The organism is Streptococcus sanguinis (assembly GCF_050220005.1).
In the GTDB taxonomy this organism is placed as follows: domain Bacteria; phylum Bacillota; class Bacilli; order Lactobacillales; family Streptococcaceae; genus Streptococcus; species Streptococcus sanguinis_Z.
Map to the genome: position 1 here is coordinate 831,155 of NZ_CP071413.1, position 17,877 is coordinate 849,031.

At 44.2% G+C, this 17,877-nt stretch carries 16 protein-coding genes; 13 read left to right on the top strand and 3 right to left on the bottom strand.

Annotated elements, in window-relative coordinates; translation table 11 throughout:
* The first annotated feature begins 1 nt into the window (after window position 1).
* The 6 genes from gtfA to J1C86_RS04205 all read left to right on the top strand — a co-directional run bounded on the left by gtfA (window position 2) and on the right by J1C86_RS04205 (window position 4,498).
* Window positions 2-1,522 (top strand): accessory Sec system glycosyltransferase GtfA, encoded by a 1,521-nt coding sequence (gene gtfA / locus J1C86_RS04180; protein WP_125409313.1) that lies wholly within the window; start codon window positions 2-4, stop codon window positions 1,520-1,522.
* The gene (gene gtfB / locus J1C86_RS04185; protein WP_125405862.1) at window positions 1,506-2,858 is read left to right on the top strand and encodes an accessory Sec system glycosylation chaperone GtfB; all 1,353 of its coding nucleotides are present in this window, start codon (window positions 1,506-1,508) and stop codon (window positions 2,856-2,858) included. Before gtfA ends, gtfB begins: the two co-directional genes overlap by 17 nt.
* The gene (gene asp4 / locus J1C86_RS04190; protein ID WP_002895929.1) at window positions 2,851-3,033 is read left to right on the top strand and encodes an accessory Sec system protein Asp4; all 183 of its coding nucleotides are present in this window, start codon (window positions 2,851-2,853) and stop codon (window positions 3,031-3,033) included. The genes gtfB and asp4 overlap by 8 nt, the downstream gene beginning before the upstream one ends.
* 1 nt (window position 3,034) lies before the next feature.
* Window positions 3,035-3,256: an accessory Sec system protein Asp5 gene (asp5, locus tag J1C86_RS04195; protein ID WP_125405865.1), complete on the top strand. Its 222-nt coding sequence runs from the start codon at window positions 3,035-3,037 to the stop codon at window positions 3,254-3,256.
* 173 nt (window positions 3,257-3,429) lie between these two features.
* Complete coding sequence (locus tag J1C86_RS04200) at window positions 3,430-3,810, top strand: CidA/LrgA family protein (protein ID WP_002900667.1); 381 nt, start codon at window positions 3,430-3,432, stop codon at window positions 3,808-3,810.
* On the top strand, window positions 3,803-4,498 hold the full coding sequence (locus tag J1C86_RS04205) for an LrgB family protein (protein ID WP_125405868.1): 696 nt from the start codon (window positions 3,803-3,805) through the stop codon (window positions 4,496-4,498). The genes J1C86_RS04200 and J1C86_RS04205 overlap by 8 nt, the downstream gene beginning before the upstream one ends.
* A gap of 42 nt (window positions 4,499-4,540) precedes the next feature.
* Here the strand turns inward: J1C86_RS04205 and J1C86_RS04210 are convergent, their stop codons facing one another.
* Window positions 4,541-5,374, bottom strand: a complete 834-nt coding sequence (locus J1C86_RS04210; RefSeq protein ID WP_125405871.1) for a lantibiotic ABC transporter permease — start codon at window positions 5,372-5,374, stop codon at window positions 4,541-4,543.
* 14 nt (window positions 5,375-5,388) lie between these two features.
* Window positions 5,389-6,096 carry an ABC transporter ATP-binding protein gene (locus J1C86_RS04215; protein WP_125405874.1) on the bottom strand — a complete coding sequence of 236 codons (708 nt, stop codon included), beginning with the start codon at window positions 6,094-6,096 and terminating at the stop codon, window positions 5,389-5,391.
* Window positions 6,097-6,276: 180 nt separating this feature from the next.
* On the opposite strand from J1C86_RS04215, the gene J1C86_RS04220 reads away from it, so the two are divergent.
* The 5 genes from J1C86_RS04220 (at window position 6,277) to J1C86_RS04240 (ending at window position 13,663) form a co-directional block, all read left to right on the top strand.
* On the top strand, window positions 6,277-9,387 hold the full coding sequence (locus J1C86_RS04220; RefSeq protein ID WP_312022656.1) for a DNA polymerase III subunit alpha: 3,111 nt from the start codon (window positions 6,277-6,279) through the stop codon (window positions 9,385-9,387).
* An 84-nt stretch (window positions 9,388-9,471) separates the two neighbouring features.
* A complete protein-coding gene (gene pfkA / locus J1C86_RS04225; RefSeq protein WP_125409309.1) occupies window positions 9,472-10,482 on the top strand; it encodes a 6-phosphofructokinase in 1,011 nt (336 codons plus the stop codon).
* Window positions 10,483-10,538: 56 nt separating this feature from the next.
* Window positions 10,539-12,044: a pyruvate kinase gene (pyk, locus tag J1C86_RS04230; RefSeq protein WP_125331454.1), complete on the top strand. Its 1,506-nt coding sequence runs from the start codon at window positions 10,539-10,541 to the stop codon at window positions 12,042-12,044.
* Window positions 12,045-12,227: 183 nt separating this feature from the next.
* Window positions 12,228-12,785 (top strand): signal peptidase I, encoded by a 558-nt coding sequence (lepB, locus tag J1C86_RS04235; protein ID WP_125331455.1) that lies wholly within the window; start codon window positions 12,228-12,230, stop codon window positions 12,783-12,785.
* A 140-nt stretch (window positions 12,786-12,925) separates the two neighbouring features.
* A complete protein-coding gene (locus J1C86_RS04240; RefSeq protein WP_185757517.1) occupies window positions 12,926-13,663 on the top strand; it encodes a hydrolase in 738 nt (245 codons plus the stop codon).
* A gap of 32 nt (window positions 13,664-13,695) precedes the next feature.
* On the opposite strand, the gene J1C86_RS04245 is transcribed toward J1C86_RS04240, so the two are convergent.
* Window positions 13,696-14,892, bottom strand: coding sequence for a cation diffusion facilitator family transporter (locus J1C86_RS04245; protein WP_125409303.1), 1,197 nt, complete (start codon window positions 14,890-14,892; stop codon window positions 13,696-13,698).
* A 260-nt stretch (window positions 14,893-15,152) separates the two neighbouring features.
* On the opposite strand from J1C86_RS04245, the gene pcrA reads away from it, so the two are divergent.
* Window positions 15,153-17,441, top strand: a complete 2,289-nt coding sequence (pcrA, locus tag J1C86_RS04250; RefSeq protein WP_125409301.1) for a DNA helicase PcrA — start codon at window positions 15,153-15,155, stop codon at window positions 17,439-17,441.
* On the top strand, window positions 17,438-17,836 hold the full coding sequence (locus tag J1C86_RS04255; protein WP_125409299.1) for an NUDIX hydrolase: 399 nt from the start codon (window positions 17,438-17,440) through the stop codon (window positions 17,834-17,836). Before pcrA ends, J1C86_RS04255 begins: the two co-directional genes overlap by 4 nt.
* The last annotated feature ends 41 nt before the right edge of the window (window positions 17,837-17,877 follow it).

Consider the following 17,877-nt stretch of genomic DNA (forward strand, 5'->3'; position numbering starts at 1 on the left):
TATGACAGTATATAACATCAACTTAGGCATCGGCTGGGCTAGCAGCGGTGTAGAATACGCCCAAGCTTATCGGGCCCAGCTTCTGCGCAGGATCCAGCAACCGGCTAAGTTTATCTTTATGGATATGATTTTAGCAGATAATATCCAGCATCTGACGGAAAATATCGGTTTTCTGGATGAGGAAGTTATTTGGCTTTATAATTACTTTACTGATGTCAAGATTGCACCAACGACGGTGACGCTGGATCAGGTGCTGTCTCAAGTCGCAGGTCTGCCGGAGCGCTCGGAGAGAGAGGGCAAGATTGTCCGTTATTTCTATCCGCAGGATGATCAGTTTATCACTTGCTATCTGCGGCAGGAAGACCAGGACTTTGTGGAGCATGTGGAGTATGTCTCGAGGGGGAGATTGATTCGCAAGGATTATTTCTCCTATGTCCGCTATGCCAGCGAGTACTTTGCACCCCACAATGATGCTGCAACCCTCTACCAGCGCCGTTTCTACAACGAAGACGGTAGTGTGGCTTATGACATGCTGATAGAGGATGGTCAGGAAGAGCTCTATCGCTTTCCAGATCGGATTTTCTATTCCAAGGCTGAGCTGGTTCGCTATTTTCTCCAATGTTTGCAGCTGCAGGCAGATGATGTAGTTATCTTGGATAGGGAGACTGGGATTGGTCAGGTTGTCTTTGAGGAGAGTCAGAAGGCTAAGCTGGGAGTAGTGGTCCATGCGGAGCATTTTAGTGAAAATGCCAGCAGCGACGACTACATTCTCTGGAATAATTTCTATGACTACCAGTTTACCAATGCTGACAAGGTGGACTTTTTCATCGTGGCAACAGAGGCTCAGAAAAGGATTCTAGAGCAGCAGTTCCAGCATTACTCGAACAAGCAGCCCAAGATTGTCACCATACCGGTAGGGAGTTTGGACCAGCTGACTTATCCCAAAGAGCCTCGCAAGCCTTACTCCATGATCACGGCTTCGCGTCTTGCTACGGAAAAGCATATCGATTGGCTAGTGGCAGCTACTGTCCAAGCCCATGCCCAGCTGCCTGAGCTGACTCTGGATATTTACGGTAAGGGGGGCGAAGAGGAGAAGCTGCGCCGCAGGATTGAGGAAGCAGGAGCTCAGGACTACATTCGACTCAAAGGGCATTCAGATTTAAGTCAGATTTATGCAGGCTATGAGCTTTATCTGACGGCTTCAACCAGCGAAGGCTTTGGTTTGACTCTTATGGAAGCAGTTGGCTCCGGTCTGCCCCTCATCGGATTTGATGTCCGCTATGGCAATCAGACTTTTATCGATGATGGTAAAAATGGTTATCTGATACCGGTCAGTTCCAATCAGGTCGAGGACCAAATTATTGCTGCTTTTGTGGAGAAAATAGTAGCTCTCTTTAGCCAAGGACGCCAGCAGGAGATGAGCCAACACTCTTATCAAGTGGCCGAGAATTATTTGACCAGCAGGGTTGAAGCGGCTTGGTCCCAGCTTTTAAAGGAGGTCAGAGATGATTCAGCTCTTTGATTATTACAATCAGGAAACCCAGGATCTGCATGATTCCCTCCTTGCAGCTGGCTATGACTGTCCGACCATTGTCATTGAGGCCAATGGCTTTCTCCCGGACGATATGATTTCCCCCTATACTTATTTTTTAGGGGATGAAGAGGGAGTAGACCACCCGCTCTTTTTCAATCAAGTGCCAGTGCCCCCTTTCTGGGAAATCACAGGCGACCACCAGTCGGCACGTGTCAGTGACATGGGAGAAGAAAGAGCACGGATTCACTATGCAAGTCAGGCCAAGGGGCGCTTGGTCAAACAGGTGGATTGGCTGGATAAAAAAGGCCAGCTGCGACTGAGTGAGCGCTATAATAAGCAAGGCCGCTGCTTTGCGAAAACAGCCTACAAATCAGGCCAGGAGGCTTTCAACACAACCTATTACAGTACTGATGGTCAGGAGCGTATCGTGGAAAATCACGCCACCGGTGACATTATCCTGACTCTAGATCAGGAGCCGCTGCGGATGTTCAAAAGCCGAGTAGATTTTATCCATTTCTTTTTAGAGCGGCTAGACTTTGACTTGGATCACATTCTCTTTAATTCGCTGGCTTATTCTTTCCTGGTTTCCCATAGCTTGACAGGCCGAGCTGGCCAGGATATTCTCTTCTGGCAGGAGCCTCTGTATGACGAGCTTCCGGGCAATATGCAGCTGATTCTGGAAAATAGTCAGCTGCGGACGCAGACCATTGTCATTCCAGATTTAGCAACTTATGAAAAGGCCAAGAGTCTGGCAGCGACTGACCAGCAGCAGAAGTTCCTGCATCTGGGCTATCATTATGACTTCAAGCGGGACAACTACCTACGAAAAGATGCCTTAATCTTGACCCATTCGGATCAGATTGAAGGCTTAGAGACCTTGGTTCAGTCCCTACCACAGCTAGTCTTTCGCATTGCTGCCCTTACGGAAATGTCACCTAAACTCTTGTCTATGCTGTCCTATAAAAATGTCGTCCTTTATCAAAATGCCAGTCTCAAGCAGATCGAGCAGCTCTACTTGGAATCGGACATTTATCTGGACATCAATCACGGAGGTCAGGTCCTGCAGGCAGTGCGCAAGGCTTTTGAGAACAATCTCTTGATTCTAGGCTTTGAGCAGACCCTGCATGACAGGCACTACATTGCCCAACAGCATATTTTCGACAGCAGCCAGCCAGCTCAACTGGCATCAACTTTGGAAGAAGCCTTATCTGGTGTTGAGCAGATGCGGTCGGCCTTGCAAGCTCAAGGTCGACATGCCAATGATGTACCCGTCAGTCTTTATCAGGAGACTCTCCAAAGCTTGTTAGGAGGTCAGCATGGCTAAAAAAGATTTATTTTATAAGGATATTGAGGGACGGTTAGATGAGCTCAAGCAAGCCAAGCCCAAGAAAGAAAAGGCCAGCTTGGGAGAAAATCTCAACAAGGCCTTTGTCATCGCCTTGGGCATGATGATCTTGATTGGCTTGATTTTTACATTGATTGGAGCCTTGAGGAAATAAAATGCAAACAATATTGATTACATTTACCATTGTAGTAGCCCTTATCTTGATTTTGCTGGTTAGTCTGCTTCCTAGAGAAAACCAGCAATTTTACAGAGACACCAATACATCGATTGGCAAGTCAGGCTACTGGGAAACCCATCTCGCAAAGAAAATCCTAGTTCTTTTGGCAAGCCTTGCCTTGATTGTGCTCATGATTTTCTTTATGATTCAATCCATCTAGCATCTGTTTAGGAAGTTACTCAGACGACTGCTAAATAAGAAAGACCCTCTATTGCAGACAATAGAGGGAATTTTTATAAGCAAATTTTGGATGTAAAGGTTTTAATTTCTGAAAGAACCTTGATATTTTTCTGAAAAGGAGTAAACTGGATATACAAGTGATGGAGGTTTGGTATGAAATTATACGTTCAGTTGATGATTATTTTTATGATTTCCCTCGTTGGAGAAGGGATTTCAAGTGTTTTCCATCTGCCTGTTCCGGGCAGTATCATTGGTTTAGTCTTGCTGTTTTTGGCGCTGCAGTTCAAGCTTCTGCGCCTGCGTCATATCAGCATGGTTGGCAATTTTCTTTTGGCAAATATGACCATTCTTTTTCTGCCTCCAGCAGTTGGTATCATGGATAAATTTCAGGTCATCGCGCCTTATCTACTGCCGATTATTTTGATTGTTTTAGGAGCAATTGTGCTTAATGTCTGCGTGATTGCAGTTGTGGTGCAGCTGATTAAGACTCGTTTCGAAGGAGATTATGAGGAAGGAGACGCCAGCAATGTCTGATTTATGGAGCAACCCTCTCTTTGGCCTTGCCTTGTCTATCTTGGCCTATCTGTTAGGCCTATTGATTTTTCGTAGATTTCCTCATCCCTTGACAACTCCTTTGCTGATTGCAGCAGTTTTGGTTATTGCTTTTTTGAAATTAACCGGTATTTCCTACAAGGATTACTATGTCGGCGGCTCCTATTTAAACAACCTAATCGTGCCATCTACGGTTGCTTTGGGGATTCCGCTTTACAAGACTTTTCATTTGATGAAGCACCATGCGCGCAGTATTTTGATTGGGACCTTTGCGGCGGTTGTAGTCAATACCAGCTTTACAGCTCTACTGGCTAAGTTTTTCGGAATGGACTTCTTTCTGGCTGTTTCTCTTTTTCCGAAATCTGTCACAACGGCCATGGCTGTCGGTATCACAGACAAGCTGCAAGGTCTTGCTACAGTGACATTAGTGGTGGTGGTTGCGACGGGCATTCTGACCAGTGTCTTGGGGCCAACGCTTCTTAAGCTCTTAAAAATCACAGACCCGGTAGCTATCGGTCTTGCTTTAGGTGGAACTGGCCATGCGGTAGGAACGGGAACCGCCTTTAAATACGGCCAAGTCGCAGGAGCTATGGCAGGACTTGCGATTGGCGTGACCGGCCTCATGTATGTTCTGGTTAGCCCCATCGTGGCAGCCATTATTCTGAAGTAAAAATAAACAAGGTTGAAACGTTTTGTTTCAACCTTGTTTTACTTATTGCAGATTTAGTTTGTTTTTTACGATGGCATAGATTGTAAAATAGAAACCGAAAATTTTGACCAGTTCAAAGACGATTCGGATAAGAAGAAAGACGTCTAGCATCTGTTCAAAGTCCGTAGCGGAGTTACTATAATCGTATGGAGCAAATAGGCCATATGGATTGAAGAAACTAGGTAAGAAGATTGACAGGACCGCCAGAACACTCCAAATCAAAAATCCGAAAAGCACAGCCATCATAATCCGATTCTTCTTAAATAACTGTCCAACTGAGATTGCTAGATAAAAGAAGAGGATACCAGAAAGGATTTGGAGGAGATTAAGGAAGCCGTATTTGACAATCCAAAGCCATAAATCTGGGATTTCGCCAATATATTTAAAAATCTCATTAAATGAATAGCCTGTAATAGGGAGGGCAATGCCAAAAATGACAAGGCCGCTAATAAACATGGTCAGCATACACAAGAGGGTCCAAACAAATGCGGAAAGAAGCTTAGACAGAAGAATCTGATGCGGGGTAACTGGCAAAGTCCAAGTCAGGTAGCCTTCTCGCCCAAAAACATTTTTATAAAACCGACGGATAATAATGATGGTATTGGACAGAAAGACAGCGCAGGATGCAGAAAACAGCAAGAGGAAGAGTAGGTATAAAGTGACAATAACACCACTAGTAGCCATTGGGTAGTCACTATAGCGTTCCATGACCTCAGGTCTTAAGCTGCTGCCAGTTATAAATCCCATCAAGATAGATAGAGTGAGAAGAATGGCAAAGGTGATACAATACCATTTGTAATTAGACTTAAAATCGTATTTAAACAGTTTTCCAAACATATAATGAAGACCTCCTAATAAAAGCGAAACTGGCTGCGGAAGAGATTATCAATGGATTGATTGTACTGTTGACGCAGCTGATTAGCATTTTCATGCAAAAGAATCTGACCTTGGTTAATCAGGATGACTTCATCCAAGATTGGCTCGATATCTGCAATCAAGTGGGTGGAAATGATGACAGAAGACTGAGGCGTGCGATTTTGGATGATGGTCTGCAGGATATAGTCACGAGCAGCCGGATCAACACCACCGATAGGCTCGTCTAGGATATACAGTTCCGCATGGCGGCTCATGACCAAAATGAGCTGCATTTTTTCCTTGTTTCCTTTTGAAAGGCTTCCGATGCGCGCTTGAGGATCGATATGAAGATCCTTTAGAAGCTGCATGGCTTTCGCGTTGTCAAAATTATCATAAAAATCTTGGAAATATTTTACAGCTTCGATTACTTTAGAGCTGTCGCTTAGATAAGTCGTATCTGGCAGATAGGAAACGATTCTTTTGGTATCAGGAGAAGGTTTGACGCCTTTGAGATAAATATGGCCAGAGGTGGGCTGCAAGAGACCATTGATAAGCTTGATAATAGTTGTCTTGCCGCTGCCATTAGGACCTAGAAGTCCGATGATTCTGCCAGGCTGAATGTTTAAGCTCACATCATACAGGGCAGGTGCGTCGCCATAATTTTTATGGACATGGTCAAGATAGACCAGAGGATACTGATTCATACATATCTCCTTTATTTTCTTCAATTTACAATTATTATACCTTTTCCTTAGGAAAATGGCAAAGAAAGCCGGAAAGGGTGAATGGAATCTTTCTGTTCAGTCAAACTCCTATTTCCCTCATTCAGTGAATTGCGGTATAATAGTTATAAGAAGAAGCAAAGCATGTTCAAGGAGAAAAATGTGGTGATACAACTTGATACCAAAACTGTTTACAGTTTTATGGATAGCTTGATCCCGATAAAGAAATATGTGCAAAAAGCCAAGGAGTTAGGATACAGTCATCTGGGCATGATGGATGTGGACAATCTCTATGGGGCTTATCATTTCTTAGAGGAAGCCGAATCTACGGGACTACAGCCGCTTTTAGGCTTGGAGCTGAGTCTGATCAAGGCAGAGCAGGAGCTTCATCTCCGTCTGCTAGCCTTAGACAGTCAGGGCTATCGCAATCTGATGAAAGTCTCGACTCTCAAGATGATGGGACAAAAAAACTGGGAGGATTTCCAGCATCTCTTTAAGGGATTGGCTGTGATTGTTCCTGCTTTTGACGGAGTAGCAGATCTGGATTTGGGGTTGGATTTTTATGTTGGTGTATTTCCAGCAACGCCCCAGCAGGAGTTTGGTCGGCCAACCCTGCCCCTGCATACCGTCCGATATTTTGACACAGGAGATTTGGAGACCTTGCAGATGCTCCGGGCTATTCGAGAAAATGCCAGCTTGCGGGAGATTGGCAGCCTCCCCAATCATGAGTTTTTGCTAGCACCAGATGCTCTGGCAGGAGCTTTTAAGGAAACTTTCCCAGAGAGTCTGGCTAACCTTGAGAAGCTAGTCCGTGATGTTCACTATGATATCAATAGGGAGCTGAAACTGCCACGCTTTAACCGAGAGCGGCCAGCCGTGCAAGAGCTAAGGGAGCGCTCAGAAGCTGGTCTGAAAAAACGTGGCTTAAGAGGAGCTCTCTATCAGGAGCGGCTGGATCAGGAGCTGGATGTCATTCATCAGATGGGCTTTGATGATTATTTCCTCATCGTCTGGGATTTGCTGCGCTTTGGTCGCAGTCAGGGCTATTATATGGGCATGGGCCGAGGATCTGCTGTTGGCAGTCTGGTGGCATATGCCTTGGAGATTACTGGGATTGACCCAGTCAAGAATAACCTGCTCTTTGAGCGCTTTCTAAATCTAGAGCGCTATACCATGCCTGATATTGATATCGACATTCCCGATGTTTACCGGCCGGAGTTTATCCGCTATGTTCGCGACCGGTATGGCAGTATGCATGCGGCACAGATTGTGACCTACTCGACCTTTGGAGCTAAGCAGGCCATTCGCGATGTCTTTAAGCGCTTCGGTCTGCCAGAGTATGAACTGACCAATATCACCAAGAAAATCCGATTTGGCGATAGTCTGACCTCTGCTTATGAGAAAAATATGGCCTTTCGTCAGATTATCAACAGTAAGCTAGAATATCAAAAGGCCTTTGATATTGCTAAAAAAATTGAAGGTCATCCCCGTCAGACTTCTATCCATGCAGCCGGCGTTGTGATGAGTGACAGTGACCTGACTGATCAGATACCGCTCAAATACGGCGAGGACATGTATATTACCCAATATGATGCCCACGGTGTGGAGAGCAACGGTCTGCTCAAGATGGACTTTCTGGGCTTGCGCAATCTGACCTTTGTCCAGCGGATGAAAGAAGTAACACTGAAAAAATATGAGGTAGATATTGAGATTGCAGACATTGACTTGGAGGATGCAGGCACTCTGAAACTCTTTGCGGCGGGCCAGACAAAGGGGATTTTCCAGTTTGAGCAGCCGGGCGCTATCAGCCTGCTCAAGCGGGTTCAGCCTGTTTGCTTTGAGGAAGTAGTGGCCACAACCTCTCTCAATCGTCCTGGAGCCAGTGATTATATCGACAATTTTGTCAAAAGAAAGCATGGACTGGAGCAGGTGGAGCTGATTGATGACAGTTTGGCTGATATTTTAGCTCCGACTTATGGTATCATGCTCTACCAAGAGCAGGTTATGCAGGTAGCCCAGCGCTTTGGTGGCTTTAGTCTGGGGAAAGCCGATATTTTACGGCGGGCAATGGGAAAGAAGAGTGCTGCTGAAATGCACCGCATGCAGGAGGACTTTGTCGCAGGTGCTCTCAAACTTGGTCACTCGGAAACCAAAGCCAAGGAAGTCTTTGCTATTATGGAGAAGTTTGCTGGCTATGGCTTCAACCGCAGCCACGCCTATGCCTACTCAGCTCTGGCTTTTCAGTTGGCTTATTTCAAGGCTCACTATCCAGATGTTTTCTTTGATATCATGCTCAATTATTCTAGCAGTGACTATATTAACGATGCCCTGAGTTTTAACTTTGAAACAGCGCCCCTCAGTATCAACAATATTCCCTACCATGATAAGTTTCAGGATAAGAAGATTTTTTTGGGTCTGAAAAATATCAAAGGCCTGCCTAGGGATTTGGCTTACTGGATTATAGAAGAGCGACAAAATGCTGCCTTTACTGGGGTGGAAGACTTTATTCTGCGCCTGCCTAAGAATTACCATAAGATTCCGCTGCTGACTCCTCTGATCCAGCTGGGGCTCTTTGACAGTTTTGAGAAAAATCGCCAAAAAATTCTAGCCAATCTGCCTAATTTATTTGTATTTGCGGATGAGCTAGGTAGTCTCTTTGCGGATACGACTTATTCTTGGACAGAGGCTCAGGATTTTAGCGATGCTGAAAAGTTTGAGCTGGAACAGAGCATTATCGGTGTGGGGCTTAGCGATCACCCCTTGGTTAAACTGGCCAAAGAAGCGGACCAGCACTTTAGCTGGATTAGTGATTTGACGGAAAATAGCAGAGCTAGGATTTTAGCTCAAGTCCAGACTATCAAGACTATCCGGACTAAAAAGGGCGAGAATATGGCCTTCTTGCAGGTTTCAGATACCAAGAAAAAACTGGATGTTACCCTCTTTCCTGATACCTATCGCCAGCTAGGTGAACGCATTAAGGAGAAGGGGATTTACTACTTGACCGGCAAGGTACAGGAGCGGGATGGACGCTTACAGCTGGTCTTGTCAGATATAGAAGAAGCCACTACTGAACGCTTTTGGATAAAACTTGCTGGACATGAGCATGATCGGGAAATATCTCATATTTTGCAGAAATATCCCGGCAATATTCCGGTTGTCCTGCGCTACGAAGATGAGAAGCGAACCATATCTGCACCTCATTTCCGAGTGGAGAAATCGGAGCAACTGCAAGAGGAATTGAAGAATTATACTATGAAAACGATTTTTCGTTAAAAAATATGGAAAATAAGAGAATTTTCATGATGATTGTGGTATAATCTATAAGAATGTTAAAAAGAAAAAGGAGCAAAAAGCGAAATGAAACGTATTGCTGTTTTGACTAGTGGTGGTGATGCCCCTGGAATGAATGCTGCCATCCGTGCAGTTGTTCGTAAAGCAATTTCCGAAGGAATGGAAGTTTACGGTATTTATGATGGTTACGCTGGAATGGTAGCTGGCGAGATTTACCCACTTGATGCGACATCAGTTGGTGACATTATTTCTCGCGGTGGGACTTTCCTTCACTCTGCACGTTACCCTGAGTTTGCCCAAGTTGAAGGGCAGCTAAAAGGGATTGAGCAACTTAAAAAACATGGAATCGAAGGTGTCGTTGTTATCGGTGGAGATGGATCTTACCACGGTGCTATGCGCTTGACAGAGCACGGCTTCCCAGCTGTCGGTGTTCCAGGAACCATTGACAATGATATCGTCGGAACAGACTTCACTATCGGTTTTGATACAGCTGTTACTACAGCTATGGATGCGATTGACAAGATTCGGGATACCTCATCCAGTCACCGCCGTACTTTCGTTATCGAAGTAATGGGACGTAATGCTGGTGATATTGCTCTCTGGGCAGGTATCGCATCTGGTGCGGATGAAATCATCGTTCCTGAAGAAGGTTTCAAGATCGAAGAAGTTGTTGAAAGCATTAAGAGTGGCTATGCCAAGGGTAAGAAGCACAACATCATTGTCTTGGCTGAGGGTGTCATGTCAGCGGATGAATTTGCTGAAAAGCTGAAAGAAGCTGGAGATATGAGCGATTTGCGTGTTACAGAGCTCGGACATATCCAGCGTGGAGGCTCACCAACTGCGCGTGACCGTGTTCTTGCATCTCGTATGGGAGCACATGCTGTTAAACTGCTTAAAGAAGGTATCGGCGGAGTTGCTGTTGGAATCCGCAATGAGCAGATGGTTGAAAGCCCAATTCTGGGAACTGCTGAAGAAGGAGCACTCTTTAGTTTGACTTCTGAGGGCAAAATTGTCGTTAACAATCCGCACAAGGCTGATTTGGACTTGGCTGATTTGAACCGCAGCATCAATATTTAATTATTATTTGTTATTCAGGCCAAGAGGCCAAATAGAAGAAGGAGTTTCATACAATCATGAATAAACGTGTAAAAATCGTTGCAACATTAGGTCCTGCGGTAGAAATCCGCGGTGGTAAAAAATTCGGTGATGACGGATATTGGGGAGAAAAGCTGGATGTTGAAGCATCAGCTCAAAACATTGCTAAGCTGATTGAAGCTGGCGCAAACACATTCCGTTTCAACTTCTCACACGGTGACCATGCTGAGCAAGGAGAACGCATGGCAACTGTTAAGCGTGCAGAAGAAATTGCCGGTCAAAAAGTTGGTTTCCTTCTTGATACAAAAGGACCAGAAATTCGTACAGAATTGTTCGAAGGCGATGCAAAAGAGTATTCATACAAGACTGGTGAAAAAATCCGTGTTGCTACTAAGCAAGGCATCAAGTCTACTCGTGAAGTCATTGCTTTGAATGTTGCTGGCGGATTGGACATCTACGATGATGTTGAAGTTGGCCGTCAAGTATTGGTTGACGATGGTAAACTTGGTCTTCGTGTTGTCGCTAAAGACGATGCTACTCGTGAATTTGAAGTTGAAGTTGAAAATGACGGCATCATTGCTAAGCAAAAAGGTGTGAACATCCCTAACACGAAGATTCCTTTCCCAGCACTTGCTGAGCGTGACAATGATGATATCCGCTTCGGTCTTGAGCAAGGAATCAACTTCATCGCGATTTCATTTGTACGTACTGCAAAAGACGTCAACGAAGTTCGTGCAATCTGTGAAGAAACTGGCAACGGCCATGTTCAATTGTTCGCGAAAATCGAAAACCAACAAGGTATCGATAACTTGGACGAAATCATTGAAGCTGCTGATGGTATCATGATTGCCCGTGGTGACATGGGTATCGAAGTACCATTTGAAATGGTTCCAGTTTACCAAAAGATGATCATCACGAAGGTAAATGCAGCTGGTAAAGTGGTTATCACAGCAACTAACATGCTTGAAACCATGACAGAAAAACCACGTGCAACTCGTTCAGAAGTATCAGACGTATTTAACGCTGTTATCGACGGAACTGATGCAACTATGCTTTCAGGTGAGTCTGCAAATGGTAAATACCCACTTGAGTCAGTAACAACAATGGCTACTATCGATAAGAATGCTCAAACCCTTCTTAACGAATATGGTCGCTTGACAACTGACAACTTTGAGCGCAACTCTAAGACTGAAGTTATGGCTTCAGCAGTTAAAGATGCTACAAACTCAATGGATATCAAGTTGGTAGTTACCCTTACTAAGACTGGTCACACAGCTCGCTTGATTTCTAAATACCGTCCAAATGCTGATATCTTGGCTATCACTTTTGACGAATTGACTCAACGCGGTCTTATGCTGAACTGGGGTGTAATTCCAGTGACTACAAACACTCCATCTAACACAGATGATATGTTTGACATCGCTGAAAAGATTGCGGTTGAGCAAGGCTTGGTTGAATCTGGTGATGATATCGTTATCGTTGCTGGTGTGCCGCTTGGTGAAGCAGTTCGTACCAACACAATGCGTATCCGTACAGTACGTTAATCTAAGAAAATAAAAAAAGAACCGTTGATTGAAAAATCACCGGTTTTTTTCTTGTCTATGTGATGACCGTTATCTTGCATGAGAAGAAGGATACGTTAGCGTTTTGATTTTTGAAATAAGATTGTCCCTTTGTCTATTTTGTCTAAAAATGATATAATGGTATAAAAGAGATGGGAGAGACAGATGTTAAAGAGAGATTTATTAAGAAATGTCATTATTTTTTCAGTTCTAGCAGCTATCATTATAGGGTTGAGAGTTTTTATTTATACGCCTTATCGGGTGACTGAACAAGACAGCAATGCTTATGTGGCAAAGAATGACTTGGTCTTGGCGACGAGAAAGCAAGACATCAAGCGTGGAGACTTTGTCCTCTATGAAGTGGACGGTAAAGACTATGTCGGCCGGGTCATTGCCCAAGAAAAAGATCAGGTAACCTATATGGATGATCTCCTTTACCTGAACGGCCAGGTCATGTCGGAAGAATACATTGAGAAAATGCGCGAGAAATATTTGGCTTCAGCAGGAAGTTCGGGTTACTATACTCATGATTTCTCTATTATGGATTTAAAGGACTCAAAGTCTGATAAAATTACTAAAGATTCTTATCTGATTCTTAATGACCGACGTGAAAATACCAAGGACAGCCGAGAATTTGGACTCATCAAAGCCAGTCAAATCAAGGGAGTGGTGGAGTTCCGACTCTCACCTCTTAATGAATTTGGTTTTATTAAAAATAAGTAAATTGAAGTCTATTTTCAACCAAGGCAGGGCAAGTCTTGGTTTTTTTCTTTGAAAATCAACTTTAAAGTTACAAGTAAACATAAAGATACTTGTCCTGATGTGGTATACTAATATCAAAAGACCGTTAAAGGAGACTGCTCTTGAAGTCAAGAAAGAAAAAATTATTATTTTTGGTTATACTGGCTCTGATTTTTCTGACTGCATGTAGCAACATAATAAATAGAGATGGTGAAAAAATATGGATGTCAGATACAGAAATGACTGAGCTTCATAAGAAAGAGCAAAAGCTTGCACTTTATATCATTAATCATTATGAAGATGTTCAAAAAATTGAATTTGATGAATTTTCTAAGGGAAAGTTCTGGGAAGCAGGTTCTGTTAGTGTGATTGTAAATGACACCAGCTATATCCCACACATTTCTTTGGACTCAAAGGATAAAAAATATAATATAAATGATAGTTCTCGCACTGATTCTACAGAATTGACTTTTCGTCTGAAAAAGAAAGAGAAGGTCACAAATTTTAAAGATACGGGTGAGACGGATGTTATTTACTCTGGAGAAAATGCTTGGCTGACGACTGAGGAAAAAGTAAAGGTGCGCAACCAGGAAGAGGGGCTGGCTTTATTTTTACTGAATCACTATGAAAATGTTGAAAAAATTGAATTTACAAAGATTTCAAGAAAGTCTTTTGGACAGGCAAGATATGCTGCTTTACTTGTTAATGATAAGATAAAGATTTATACCGACCTAGATGATAGCTATGACAACTATTATTTGTCTGACAATCCTGAAAAAGACGGCCTGAAAGCTAAAGAGAAACCAACAAATTTGCAAAGTCTAGATAGTATTACTGTTATCTATTACACAGGGAAGTGAAGGATGTTTTGCAAAGAAAAAGCCAGGCTGACTTAATCATCAGACTGGTTTTTTCGTGTCTCTTGGTGAAAGATGTTTTGCCATACTTCGTGGCGGCGCCAGAGGCTGGTATGGATAACACCGTCCATTTCATAGCGGATGAGCTTGGTTTTCTGGCTGACAGAGAGCAGTTCAACGTTCTTGATAGGTGTTTTTGAGGCTCTTTCTGCCAGAAATTCAGCCTTGTTCAGCTGTCGGCCATCTTGGGAAATGTAGAGAAATTCGGCGGACAGAAGTGTATCCAGTTGGTTGCCTTGCTCCACGAGCTGTTCACGCATGAGCAGGTTTGGGTAAAGATTGTCCAGCGTCTCATCCTCGGGAATGGGAGCAGGCTCAATATGAATGTCAATATCAAAGACTCCGAAGCGCTCCATAAGCATATCCTCAACTTGGTCCGCAATCTCATGGCTTTCAAAAACAGACAAATCCGGATTCATTTCCAAGATAATATCCAGATAGATATTGCTGCCATAGGTCCGGCCGCGCTGTGACTTGACCTGAGTGATTTTAGGAATTTCTAGGATGGCTTGCTTATAGTCTTGGAGCAGGCTTTCATCAAATCCGTCGGACAGGCTGAAGGAAGATTCCATAAAGATATCATAGGCCGTCTTGAGAATGAAGAAGGTAATGATAATGGCTGCTAGCTTATCAACGATTGGGAAATTGAAGGCACTGGCAATGATAGCAACTGAAGTGCCGATAGAAGTGACAGCGTCTGATAGGTTATCCTTGGCTGCGGCATCCAGAGCTTTGGAGTGAGCTTTTTTAGCTAGCGTTTTATTGTAAAAATAAACACCCAACATAATGATAGCCGAGAGGATTCCGACCACGGCACCAACTGGGTCAATCTTGGTTTCTTGATTGGAGATGATTTTCTGAATGGTCTCAATCAAGACATCAAATCCAACGAAAAACATGATAAAAGATGTGATGAGACTGGCCAAATCTTCTATCTTCCAATGGCCGAAGCGATGGTCACGGTCGGCTGGTTTTCTAGCCATACGCAGGCCAATTAAAACGGCGATATTAGCCACGATATCAGAGACGTTGTTAAAGCCGTCGGCCGTCAGACTGGAGGACTGGAGAGTTGAACCTGCGATAATCTTGACCGCGGAGAGAATCAGATAGGTAGCGATGGACAGGATGGCTCCTCTCTCCGCTAGTTTCAGATTGTTACTAGGATTTTTCATGACAGCCTTTCTTTCTGAGTGGGGCAGCAGAATGGAAAAGAGACTTGCGAAGAAATGTCATCTCTGGACAGATGTTCTAAGTCTCATATGGGCATATTATAGCAAAAATAGGCCTGATTTTCAATTTTCGTCAGACTTAGGGTGCCTTAGATGACTTTGCCGAAAATCTAACCTAAAATCAGAAATTCCTCTTCTTTCTGGTTTAGCTTCATCAGGATTTTTGTTATAATAGTAGCATTGACTTTGAAAGAGGAAGAAAAATGCATCCTTTATTAAACGGTATGAATGACCGTCAGGCTGAGGCGGTTCAGACAACAAAAGGGCCTTTGCTGATAATGGCGGGAGCTGGATCGGGTAAGACCCGTGTCCTGACCCACCGCATTGCCTATTTGATTGATGAAAAAATGGTCAATCCATGGAATATCTTAGCCATTACCTTTACCAATAAGGCGGCGCGGGAGATGAGAGAACGGGCTGAAAAACTTAAAACGGAAGCTCAAGATTGCTTAATCGCTACCTTCCACTCCATGTGTGTGCGTATTCTGAGACGAGAAGCAGATTATATTGGCTACAACCGCAACTTTACGATCGTTGATCCTGGCGAACAGCGGACTCTGATGAAGCGAATTCTCAAAAATCTCAATCTAGATCCTAAAAAGTGGAATGAGCGTGCCATTCTGGGGACCATTTCCAATGCTAAGAACGACCTGATTGATGAGGTAGCCTATGCAAATCTAGCTGGTGATATGTATACAGAGATTGTGGCCAAGTGCTACACGGCCTATCAAAAGGAATTGCGCCAGTCTGAGGCTATGGACTTTGACGACTTAATCATGCTGACCCTGCGACTCTTTGATCAAAATCCTGACGTTTTGACCTACTACCAGCAACGCTACCAGTACATCCATGTGGACGAGTATCAGGATACCAATCATGCTCAGTATCAGCTGGTCAAGCTCTTGGCCTCCCGCTTTAAGAATATTTGCGTAGTCGGAGATGCTGACCAGTCTATCTATGGCTGGCGGGGAGCCGATATGCAGAATATCCTAGACTTTGAAAAGGATTATCCAGAAGCTAAGGTAGTCCTGCTAGAGGAAAATTATCGCTCAACCAAGACCATTCTTCAGGCGGCTAATGAAGTCATCCGAAACAACCGCAACCGCCGTCCTAAAAATCTCTGGACTCAAAACGAAGACGGTGAGGAAATTGTCTACTATCGGGCTAATGACGAGCAGGATGAGGCTCTTTTTGTCGCCCGAACTATTGATCAGCTGAGCCGAGAAGGATACAGTCATAAGGATTTTGCAGTTCTTTACCGGACCAATGCCCAGTCACGGACGGTGGAGGAAGCCCTGCTCAAATCCAATATTCCCTATACCATGGTCGGTGGAACCAAGTTCTACAGCCGTAAAGAAATACGCGATGTTATTTCTTATCTCAATCTCATCGCCAATCCTAGCGATAATATCAGCTATGAGCGCGTGGTCAATGAGCCCAAGCGTGGTGTAGGACCAGGAACGGTGGAGAAAATTCGGGATTTTGCGTCCAGTCAGGAAATCTCTTTACTGGATGCGTCCGTCAATATCCTGCTGTCGCCGGTCAAGGGCAAGGCGGCTCAGGCGGTTTATGATTTTGCTAATATGCTTCTTGACTTGCGGGAGCGCTTGGATGATTATACAGTAACGGAGCTGGTAGAAGCCGTACTGGAAAAGACGGGTTATGTTGCAGCCTTAGCTGCCCAGGCAACCTTGGAAAGCCAAGCTCGGATTGAAAATATCGAAGAATTCCTGTCTGTAACCAAGAACTTTGATGAAAGTCCAGATAATCCTGCAGATGAGACAGGTCTGGATAAGCTCAGCCGCTTCCTCAATGACTTAGCCTTGATTGCAGACACAGATGACGGAGATACGGAGAGTTCCGAAGTGACGCTGATGACCCTCCACGCGGCCAAGGGATTGGAATTTCCAGTCGTCTTTCTGGTTGGTATGGAGGAAAATGTCTTCCCTCTAAGTCGGGCATCTGAAGATGAGGATGAGCTAGAAGAAGAGCGGCGTCTGGCCTATGTCGGTATCACCCGAGCAGAGAAGATTCTCTATCTGACCAATGCCAATTCCCGTATGCTTTATGGTAAAACCAACTATAATCATCCTACTCGCTTCTTGAGAGAAATCAGTTCAGACTTGCTAGATTATCAGGGACTGGCTCGGCCGGCAAACAGCTCCTTTAAGGTCAGCTATACCAATAGCGATACTAGCAAATTCGGTCAGGGCATGAGTCTGGCTCAAGCCCTGCAGGAGCGGAAGCGTCAGGCGGCACCAAGTTCCATTTCTACAGGCAGTCTGCCTTTTGGAAAAAGCAGTCAGAGCCAGCCATCTAAGCCGGAAGTTGCTTGGGCTATCGGAGATATTGCCCATCATAAGAAATGGGGCGATGGGACTGTTCTGGCAGTCTCTGGCAGTGGAAATAGTCAAGAGCTTAAGATTAATTTCCCAGAAGTCGGTTTGAAGAAAGTATTGGCCAGCATAGCGCCGATTGAGAAAAAATCATGATAAGACAGTCAATTGAAGCCTGGATCTATCATCCAGAGGATGGAGAAATCTTGCTCTTGAAAGTTGAGAATGAGAAAGTTTCCTTTTGGCAGCCCATTACTGGTGGGATTGAGAGTGGTGAGAGTCCAGAAGAAGCTTGCCTTCGTGAAATAAAAGAGGAGACCGGCTTGCTCTTAGCTTGTTCAAGTCTGACGGGTCTTGGAGATTTCACGGTAAAGATTGATGAAAATCTGACCATCCACAAAAATCTCTTTCTAGTTCTGACTGAACAGAAGGAAATCCAGCTTTCAGATGAGCATGTGGGAGCTCAGTGGGTAGCTTTAGACAAAGTTTCGTCGCAGTTGTACTGGCCCAGCAATCAAGCGACTTTTGAGAATATAACTGAGAAGCTATAAGATATAGCTTCTCTTTATTTCTTTTGATAAAGAAATTCTAT